This is a genomic window from Bacteroides sp. AM07-18 (assembly GCF_003602695.1).
GTDB classification, from domain to species: Bacteria; Bacteroidota; Bacteroidia; order Bacteroidales; family Bacteroidaceae; genus Bacteroides; species Bacteroides uniformis.
The window spans coordinates 97,494-107,252 of sequence record NZ_QTLM01000008.1; the positions used below are offsets into that span (position 1 = coordinate 97,494).

Consider the following 9,759-nt stretch of genomic DNA (forward strand, 5'->3'; position numbering starts at 1 on the left):
AAATTAAGAGTTAATCAATTGCGTCCAATAAAATGAATGCAGCCCAGTAATAGGGGGAGGCATATCTCTTTATTTTCTTTATTTTTTGAGGAGCAGGCTCTTTGCTTTTATTCATTTTTTGTCTGATTTGCGATTCCCAGCGTTTGTTTGGAGTAATTTCAATTTCCTCTTCGTAGTCACGTACATATTTCTGTGCTTTGCGTAAGGATTCGAACTTACTTTCTCCTGCTAACAGATTTTTGTAGAATTCAGTCATCAGTAAGTGCGTGGCGTTATCGTCTACTTTCCAAAGACTCATTAATAAAGTGTTGGCTCCGGCTTTCTTGAAACCCCGCTGCAAGCCAAATACACCGTCACCTGCTATATCTCCTATGCCGGTTTGGCAAGCTGAAAGAACGGCTAGTTCTAATCCTCGTAAATCTAAAGTGGAGATCTCTTGGGCTGTAAGTATTCCATCTTCAACGTCTTTTAAATTTGCACCTTTTTTAAGAGCAATATTGGCTCCGGACATCAATAATCCACTTCGTTTTAAAGAGGAACTCTCTTTAGACATTCCTTTGTTTATTGAGGTATGAGGGGATTCTGAAGACCTCTTTTGGTTCACGTAGAATCCATGCGTTGCTATATGTAATATGTCTATTTGTTTTCCTGATAATGACTTGAATGATTCTTCAGTACCTTGCAGTTCAGAATAAAGTTCCGATTGGATATTGATTTGTTGCATTGAAGCATGAATGTTTTTTATCTCTGTCAGAGTAGCTGGTAAGTAGGAGACACCTCCTCTTAAAGTAAGGGAATCAATTACAATTGTGTCCAAATTTGGAGAATAACTTCTTGTTGCATATTTCAAATGTTCTTTTATAAGTGACACAGAATCTGCATCATATTGGAGACCACCGTATAATATCGCTTTTTTTGTGTTATTTCTATTTTTATTTTGTGCCAATAATCTGGTAGACGAGAGGCGGTACAAATTATATTTTTCTTGTAGAGGGATGCTGTCTGCCATGGTGTACTCTATGCCAATGTTATGTAGTATGCCGTCAGGCGTGAAATATATATTAGGGAGATTTCCTGAATAAGTCAGTATGGGTTTCCATAATAAGTTGTAGAGAGTGGAGGTTGAATAAATATCAGTTATTTCTTCTATGCTTTTTTGTTCACACAGTGGAATAAATTGTGGCATCCCTTTGCTTTTTAGAGTGATAGCAGCATACATGATACTGTCTTTTCCTATAGGAAAACAAGTAAACTCAACGGCTAAATCTTGCGGCTTTAATTCTTTCTGAATATCTTGCCATGAGCACTCCAGGCTTTTTGTGAAATCTCCTAATATAGCAGCTCTTTGCATAATTTCAGTGTTGAATCTGTCAGCAATTTTTTTAGCTTGTTCTTTTGAAATTTTTCGGTTCCCTTCTTGAATATATGAATCTCCTCTGTCCAACTCCTGTTCAATAGATAACATTCTTTCGTATTTTTTTATCAAGAGGCTGTCTCCTTCATGTTTTATAAGGTTAATGGCACTGATTGAAGAATTCAATAGAATGTTTTTTCGGAAGAGGAGGTTATTGTAGACTTCTCCGGGCGAAATACCTTGATGGTATCTGTATAATAGGTATTCTCCTAATGTATATGGAATTTGCTTATAATCCTCCCAAATACGTTCTCTATCTGCTTCTGTGGCATTACGAAAATTTTCTTTGAGTCGGTTTGTTATAGCGTTTGTTCCTTGACGGAAATAAGCAAGTAGCCTGTCTTCTTTATTCTGTTTCATATAATTGTCGAATAGGGACTTAAATACGTTTCCGATATATTCGTTATGGATATCTGCTGAGATAGCTTTTTCCCAATATTGTTGCTCCGTGGCCAACTCTCCTTTGTCGCGATATAGTTCTGCCAGACGGCATAATGACCAGAAGTGTAAATTTCTTAACTCCCCTATTTGTGAACTCTTGGCTACATTATTTTTTAATTGTTTTATGTAGTTCTCTTCACCTTCCAGCTCGGCAATATCAGTTAGGGTTTCAATATAGCGCTCATTATTGGTATGATTTGGGGATAGTTCTCTTTTTAGTTCTTCAAGGTGTTTCTTGTGATATAGAATAGCATTTGTGGTGTCTTTCATAATGCTATAATGCATTGCAATATCAGAATAATCATAGTATACATCGTTTTTATTATGTTCCAATATAGCCAATAACGAATCATTGAGTGCTCTGCATTTCTGTATGTCACGTTCTTCAGAGAATGCATATTGTAGAAACATTTTATTGATTTTATACGACTTTGTCCGTATATACATAGGATGCTTTTTCCCTTTGATGGAAACAATGAAGTCCATTTTTTTATCCAAACATGCAAGAGCGTCTGAACTATTCCCTAAATAGTCAAATAACTCATAGCATTTATCCCATGTATTGCATATCATATCAAATTCCACTTGAATTTGATTTGCCATGAGTTTGTCTTTACTACGTATTAGAAAATCGGACATAACTTGAACAGAATGTAAACTATGTTGTAGAGATAGCTCTGGTTCTATGGATACTTTTTTATACAGCTGACTAAAAGAATGTAATAATCCTCCATATGTATACCCATCTAATGTATCGGTTATCATTGTCATCGCTTTATTTAAGTACCGATGTGCATTTTCCGAATCATATAAGTATACGTATCTGTCACCTATTCGCCTATAGTTGTTCGATACCATGTTCTTATCGGGTATTTCTGTATGGTTCATTATAGAATCTATCTTAATTTTCAGGAAATCTATTGATTTTCGAAAATCTCGCCTAGTGTCATAGATGTTTATGATATTGTCTATATCACTTAGTTTGTCTTGAAAAAAGTAGTATGGATTTCCACCGTCATTGGTTTGGATAGCTTCTTCTCTCAATTTTAAAGATAAGTCCTCATATTTCCGGGATTGTATAGAATCATTGATTCTTTGATAGCAGTTAGATAGTAAATCTAACATTTGGGCATATGCAGAGATAGATGGCTCAACTGTTTTATCTGCCATAATATCTTTTATGCTAAGATAATCGGCTATTGCTTTATCATATTCTTGATTTAAATATTCAGTAAAGGCTTTGCTCTTTATGTATGATAAACATTGTTTGCTCTGTTTCTCTGGACAACAATTTATAAGCTGCTGATAAATAGAAATAGCTTTGTCGTATTTTCCAATGTTGTATGCTTTATAAGCCTCTGCCATACTCTCCATTAACAGATGATTCTCACAAAAGCTGAAGCTGTTTGTTTGAGTGATTTTTTTTGCAGTTTGCAGGAAGTATTCTTCGTCATTTAAGATACTGAATAAAGGATAAGAGCTGGCAAATATCTCTATCAGTTGCTTGGTTTGATATTTATTTGTGGAGAGTGAATCAATGAGTCTGGAGTTGAAGGCTTTATGTAACCAGTGTTTGGCTTTGTCAAAACTACGCTCTTCTTCCATTCTCATATAATAGTTTCCGAGTTTTAAATAAATCGTCGCTGTTTCCACAGAGTATTCCCCATAGTTCTCTAAAGCGATGTCTAATGCTCTTTGATATAGCGCTAACCCTTTTTTTCTGACTTCATAAGGTTGCGGAATAAGTATATTACCCGCATATAATGTTGCCAAAGAAGTTGCTATGATATATTCGTTTGCATTTCCCTTACGGTTAAGTCCCGAAATTTTCTTCAACGCTTCTTCACCGAATTCTATAGCACCGTTAATGTCGTTGGTATTGGTAAGCAAATTTATGCCTGCCTGAATAATGAGCCCGTAAATACTGTCATTTGCGCTACTAAAAGGAGCATTCATTGAGGGTTCGGCAAATAATGCTGCGGCATCGTTAATTTCAATGATGTCTTTGATATCATCGAAATTTATTTTGTTTCTTACAGCTAAGACGAAGGGTATGATGTTGTTGGCAATTTTCTTCCCCCATTCAGGATTTTTTAAATAGATGGGGACGATTTCTTTAATGCAGGTAGTGGCTTCTTTAATATTTTCCGTTATGCAAAATAACGGTAATAAATTAGTTAAGGTATTGCCATAGAATGGATGGTTTTCTCCTATGCATTCTTTTTCACTTTTTCCACACTCTTTTATTGCAGAAATTCCTGCTTCTAAATTGCCTTCTGACAAGAACTTCTCTCCGATGGCTGAAAGGGAATCCGATAGAACGGTCAAGCGTCTGTCTACAGGAATAATAGTGTAATATTGGTAATGTTTTTGGGCTGTTTGTATTTCTCCCAGCTTATAGTAACAACTCCCCAGCCACATTGCCGAATACTCCCTGCGGTTACTCGTCGAATCAAGTTCTGCTTTGTCTATTTTATCGCTTTCAGTAAATAGGGGAATGGCAGCTTTATAATCCTTTTGGTTATAAAGCTCCACCCCTTTGGCAAAGAGAGAATCTGATTTGAGCAGTGCCTGTTTATTTTGTGAATGACTATATATGCATATAAATAAACTTAGGGTAAAGAAAATTCGTCTCATACGCCGATTGATTATTGTATTTTGTCTTGATGGCATTTTCGCATGACGAGATAACGAAAGTTTTAGTATCTCGTTTCTGCTTCAAACCCCAACTTATCTATTACATCCTGGGTAATGATGTCTGCCGGTGCTTTCAGTGTTGTAATAACCCATTGCTTGGTCAGCTCATTCCATTGTTGGCTGGATACTACCTGCCAGCTGCGCGTCAATATGTCTTCCGAAGGTTCCATTGCTTTTCTTTGTTTCCGGTCTCTTTTCCAGTTCTTGCGATATTGTTCTGTTATGTCACAAGTCTCTTTCAATTCTATGGATAGCTTGTATTCTCCGGTACCGAAGCTGATGCGGTATTCATCGTTTTCATCGCGGAAGCCCATATAAGAACGAGGGACAATGAAGCTTTCGCCTCTGATTTTGTATTTGGGAGTTTCGTTCTCTTCCCGTACATAACGAAAGAATCCATTCTTGTCAAGTTGGCTCGAATCGACAGGTATTTCCAATGAAAACTCCCCTAATTCCTGGTCCTTTTGTAATTGTACAATCTCGTTCATCCAAGATGAGGTAAGCTTCATGGTCATAGAGAGACAGAAGTTTTTCCTTTCTTCAAATGAAAAAGGAATGTCTAAGACGGAGTTAGGCAAATTGGAACGGGTTGGACAGATAATCAGTGTGTCGAGTGCCAGCTCAAATTTGGAGTGGTTTATGATACGGCTGATTTTACTTCGGTCAATGTGGCATGAGATATAAAAAACAGTATCATTACCCTCTTTCCGCAAACATCCTATTCCGTCGAATCTCATGCCTTTGGGGTCTAACGCTCCATCGAACGAAGTTTCTTTATAGAAGTCGTTCATTTCCGATACAGTGCTGATTTGGGTGGTATATACATTTTCACTGCGGACGGTTTCCTCCCATTCCTCTTTTAGGCGCGAGTTTCGTGTCAACAAGGAGCCTATGGCATTTACTCCCAAATCAATGAAGGACGTCACGTAACCAGATGCAATACCTTTAGCCGATTCTTTGCTGGCATTGAATAAATCTCCCACATAACTGCGGGTAGAGTTTCTTTCTTCACATAAACTTTGAATTTCATCTGCTAAGTCGTCACTGCTGTAAATGAATGTTTCATACTTTACTGATTGTGCCAATGCTGTTATGGAACTTAGCAAGAATATTAAAAGAAATGATGGCTTTTTCATCTATTAAAGAGTTATGTTATTATTATTTGCGTATGCACTATCACTGTCATGTATTTTACAAATTTATAGGAATGTGACGGACTTTGCAAAAGTGTTTAGAATGTAAATGTACTATTGGCGATGTATCTGTGGTTATGCGGTTTTAAAATGGGATTAAGTGTGACAAATATTCTTCTTTAATATAGAAATATGCCTTTTTTATTTTTCACTTTACTTTTATCATTACCTTTGAAGGCTGATTTTAATTCGTTAAAGCAGGCTTGTCTTTACGTTGTATCATGGTTGCCGTTTCGTTAAACAATAGTCTAACGAAGAGACGACTCTGGTGCAACGAAGAAAAATTACTGAAAGGATAACTTATTAAAGTTGATTCAAAGATTATAATTGTCTAATCAATACATTAATGTCTTATGAGCGCTTATTATGATTTATACCAGAGTCCTCCGGACGAAAATGGTGAAGCCTCTTTGCTTCATGCACGTATCCTTCCCAAAGGGACCATCCCTGCCGACAAATTCCGTGAACTGGTTCACAAAGCTACAGGTTTCAGTCCAGCCATCCTTGACGGCACTTTACAGGCTATAACGGACGAACTGTACAGCTGGCTGGCAGATGGATGGATTGTGGAGGTGGGCGAACTGGGATTCTTCTCCTTGTCCTTGAAGTGTGACAAGACTGTGACAGATAAAAAGGATATCCGCTCTCCGTCCGTGCATTTCCGGAATGTGAATTTGCGTATCGGTAGTAAATTCCGCAAACGCTTTCAGACGATGGGGTTGGAACGGAAAGCGTCTCCTTACGTCTCCCACTCTAAATTGACTCAGGAGGAACGAAAGCAAAAACTACTGCAACATTTGGATAAGTATGGTTGTATCACCCGTGCGGATTATGAACAACAGACAGGAAGGGCGAAGCATCAGGCTGTGGCGGATTTGAATCTATTTCTTGAAGAAGGGATCATCCGTAAATATGGTAGTGGAAAGACAGTGGTATATCTCAAGCCTTGATTAATCTTAGTATATACTGCCGGAGCACTGATGATAATGAAAAAGAAACTTTTTAAATTGCCGATTTGTTCTTAACTTTGTCAAACAAAAAGCAATTAAAAAGAGAAAAGATGAATGTAAGAGGAACATCTATGTGCTTGCTATGTGCCGGAGCACTGTTTGTGGCTTGTGGTAGCAAGAGTGGAAAGACTGCGGAAGTTGCTGGACAAGCCGATACGGTACATGTCGTTGGTGGTGATAAGGATAAGCATGGTTGCATTGCATCTGCCGGATATACCTGGAGTGAGGTTCAGAAAGACTGTATCCGTCTGTGGGAAAAAGGAGTCCGTATGAACGCTGTGGATGATGCGGAGAAGATGTTGTTTCTGGTGCTCAGTCCCGATTCTACCCAAGTGGAACTGTTCTTTTCGGAAGAAGAAATGCCGAATGAGATTCTGGAGCGCCGTGGCCTTCCTGCGGGGGGATATGTTTGGAATGTGGAAGATGATGATACAAAGAATGTGCGTTTGGAAGATGGAAGATGGACGGTCAGCCAGCGCGGTCGGCTTATTTACCGGCAGGCAGAAGAGGCTGCGGGGAACTAATATGTAGAGAAATGGAGGATTTGAAGATATTGACAGAGTCTGTCTGCTGCATAGCCCGTGAAGCCGGATATTTCTTGAAAGAAGAGCGGAAAAACTTCAGCCGGGAAGCGGTACAGAAGAAACAAGCCCATGATTATGTCTCTTATGTAGACAAGGAGTCGGAGAAGCGGGTGGTGGCTGCGCTTCGGGAACTTCTTCCCGAGGCTGGATTTATAGCCGAGGAAGGTTCTGCTGTCTATCACGATGAACCCTACTGTTGGGTAGTGGACCCGTTGGATGGGACAACGAATTATATTCATGATAATGCTCCCTATTGTGTCAGCATCGCTTTGCGCGACAAGGATTCTTTGTTGCTGGGAGTTGTTTATGACCCTTGCCGGGATGAATGTTTTTATGCCTGGCAGGGAGGTGGCGCTTATGTGAATGGAGAACGGATGGAGGTCTCGTCTGTCCAGCAGGTGGAGGATGCCTTTGTAGTGACGGAACTCCCTTATAATTCCGACCGGTATGCACGTACCGGTGAGCATTTGATTCATGAACTTTACGGGCGTGTGGCAGGCATCCGCATGACCGGTTCCGCTGCGCTTGCCATCTGCTATGTGGCTGCCGGACGTTTTGATGCCTGGCTTGAGGCGTTTATCGGCAAATGGGACTTTTCTGCGGCGGCGCTGATGGTGCTGGAGGCTGGTGGAAGAATCACTGACTTTTGCGGTAGTGACGCCTTTTTGGACGGACATCATATCATTGCCACTAACGGACTGCTGCATCCGTTGTTCTTGAAGCTGGCAGGTGAGGTCTTGCCATTATAGCAAACAAGGCGATGGAGTGTATTGCTCTGTTGCCGTTTTTTTAATACTATACGATGAAAAACATAGTTAAAACCTGGTTCTTTTCTTTTGTCCATCTCTTTTTTCCGCGTCAGTGTGCCGTGTGTGGTGCTATCTTGCAAGAGGGTGAAGAGGGCATCTGCATGAAGTGCAATATGGATATGCCCCGGACAAACTATCATCTTCGTAAGGACAATCCGGTGGAACGTATGTTTTGGGGGAAGATACCTCTGGAACATGCCACATCTTGTTTCTTTTACCATAAAGGGAGTGATTTCCGCCGCATTCTCCATCAGTTGAAATATGGAGGGAGGAAAGACCTTGGCGAAGTGATGGGGCGGTTTATGGCGGCGGAGTTGTCGGCTACCGGTTTCTTCAGTGATGTGGATGTCATAGTCCCCGTTCCTCTGCATCCGCGTAAGCAGAAAATGCGTGGGTACAATCAGAGCGAATGTATAGCCCGCGGTGTTTCCGCTGTCACCGGTATTCCCGTAGATACTGCTTCCGTTGCCCGTATGAGGCATACGGAAACGCAGACCCGTAAATCCTCTTATGAACGGTGGGAGAATGTGGACGGTATCTTCTGTCTGCGTCGTGCTGACGCTTTTGCAAGGAAGCATGTACTGATTATAGATGACGTATTGACTACCGGTGCCACCACTACGGCTTGTGCCGATGCGCTCAAGGAAGTGGAGGGTGTGCGCATCAGTGTATTGACACTGGCGGTAGCGGCCTCATAAGTCAGAAACGATAACGGCCGCCTGCTACGATTGTTCCGGTATATCCTACTCCGAATTCTGTGAAGAAGGCAAACCGGCTTCCGTATTCGATGCCTAGAAAACTGAATTGATAAGCGAATTTTGTCTTGTGAAAGACTTCTCCTCCAAAACTGTTCCGGAGGAAATAGGCACCGAGCCCTGCTGAGGTATACAGAGAGAATTTGGGGCGGGTAAACCAGTGCCACCGGAAGGTGGGAAGAATATACAGATACCTTCGGTTGTCTTTGGTGTTTTCATCCAAAGCTTCGTAAAGGCTGCTGGCTGTCCCTTTGTTGCCGGTTATTCCTCCGGTTACTCCCAGGCTGATTTTGCGGTTGAATCTATAAATGTAGCTGATGCTCAGGGCACCGTAGTAGTTTGTCTTTTCGCGTGTATAAACTCCGAAACTCAGTACCGGAGCGAAGCACTCCTCGGCCATGCTGTTGGCATCGGTAATGGGCAGGAAACCATAGCTGACGGAAAATTCATGGTGCCGGAACTTTTCTTGGGGCAGAACGGGTATGTCTTGTGCTTTGCAAAATGTACATACAGTCAATCCGATGATTAAAAAGAGTAGGGCTGTTCTCATTATAGTCGTATTTTTGAATTAAATTTCATGGCTCTGCAAATAAAGACAGAAGGTCGGGATAAATTCCCTATAAATATTCCACAAATATATGTTAATTTCATGAAAGATGAAAGATTTCCGTTTGTTCGTTAAGTGCGGCTGATGGAGAAAACAAAAAAGGTTCGCCTAATTGACGAACCTTTTTGCTCTTCCTCTTGGACTTGAACCAAGGACCCTCTGATTAACAGTCAGATGCTCTAACCGACTGAGCTAAGGAAGAATATGGTTTTTTCTCAAATGCGCTGCAAAAGTAATAGGATATTTTGA

The 9,759-nt window shown here is 40.5% G+C and carries 7 protein-coding genes and 1 tRNA gene; 4 read left to right on the forward strand and 4 right to left on the reverse strand.

The features are described from left to right. Window positions 1-10 precede the first annotated feature (10 nt). Window positions 11-4,492 (reverse strand): CHAT domain-containing tetratricopeptide repeat protein, encoded by a 4,482-nt coding sequence (locus tag DW096_RS19565; RefSeq protein WP_227212844.1) that lies wholly within the window; start codon window positions 4,490-4,492, stop codon window positions 11-13. A gap of 62 nt (window positions 4,493-4,554) precedes the next feature. After that, window positions 4,555-5,688 (reverse strand): hypothetical protein, encoded by a 1,134-nt coding sequence (locus tag DW096_RS11690; RefSeq protein WP_133302538.1) that lies wholly within the window; start codon window positions 5,686-5,688, stop codon window positions 4,555-4,557. A gap of 410 nt (window positions 5,689-6,098) precedes the next feature. Between DW096_RS11690 and DW096_RS11695 the strand changes: the two genes are divergently transcribed. From DW096_RS11695 to DW096_RS11710, 4 genes are all read left to right on the forward strand, one after another. Further along, the gene (locus DW096_RS11695) at window positions 6,099-6,695 is read left to right on the forward strand and encodes a DsbA family protein (protein ID WP_057258851.1); all 597 of its coding nucleotides are present in this window, start codon (window positions 6,099-6,101) and stop codon (window positions 6,693-6,695) included. A gap of 110 nt (window positions 6,696-6,805) precedes the next feature. Beyond that, complete coding sequence (locus tag DW096_RS11700; protein WP_057258849.1) at window positions 6,806-7,279, forward strand: hypothetical protein; 474 nt, start codon at window positions 6,806-6,808, stop codon at window positions 7,277-7,279. A gap of 11 nt (window positions 7,280-7,290) precedes the next feature. Further along, window positions 7,291-8,088, forward strand: a complete 798-nt coding sequence (locus DW096_RS11705; RefSeq protein WP_009037656.1) for an inositol monophosphatase family protein — start codon at window positions 7,291-7,293, stop codon at window positions 8,086-8,088. A gap of 53 nt (window positions 8,089-8,141) precedes the next feature. Then, a complete protein-coding gene (locus DW096_RS11710; RefSeq protein ID WP_118931203.1) occupies window positions 8,142-8,846 on the forward strand; it encodes a ComF family protein in 705 nt (234 codons plus the stop codon). Between the two features lies 1 nt (window position 8,847). On the opposite strand, the gene DW096_RS11715 is transcribed toward DW096_RS11710, so the two are convergent. Beyond that, window positions 8,848-9,453 carry an outer membrane beta-barrel protein gene (locus DW096_RS11715; RefSeq protein ID WP_009037658.1) on the reverse strand — a complete coding sequence of 202 codons (606 nt, stop codon included), beginning with the start codon at window positions 9,451-9,453 and terminating at the stop codon, window positions 8,848-8,850. A 185-nt stretch (window positions 9,454-9,638) separates the two neighbouring features. Next, window positions 9,639-9,712 (reverse strand) — tRNA-Asn (locus DW096_RS11720). Window positions 9,713-9,759 lie beyond the last annotated feature (47 nt).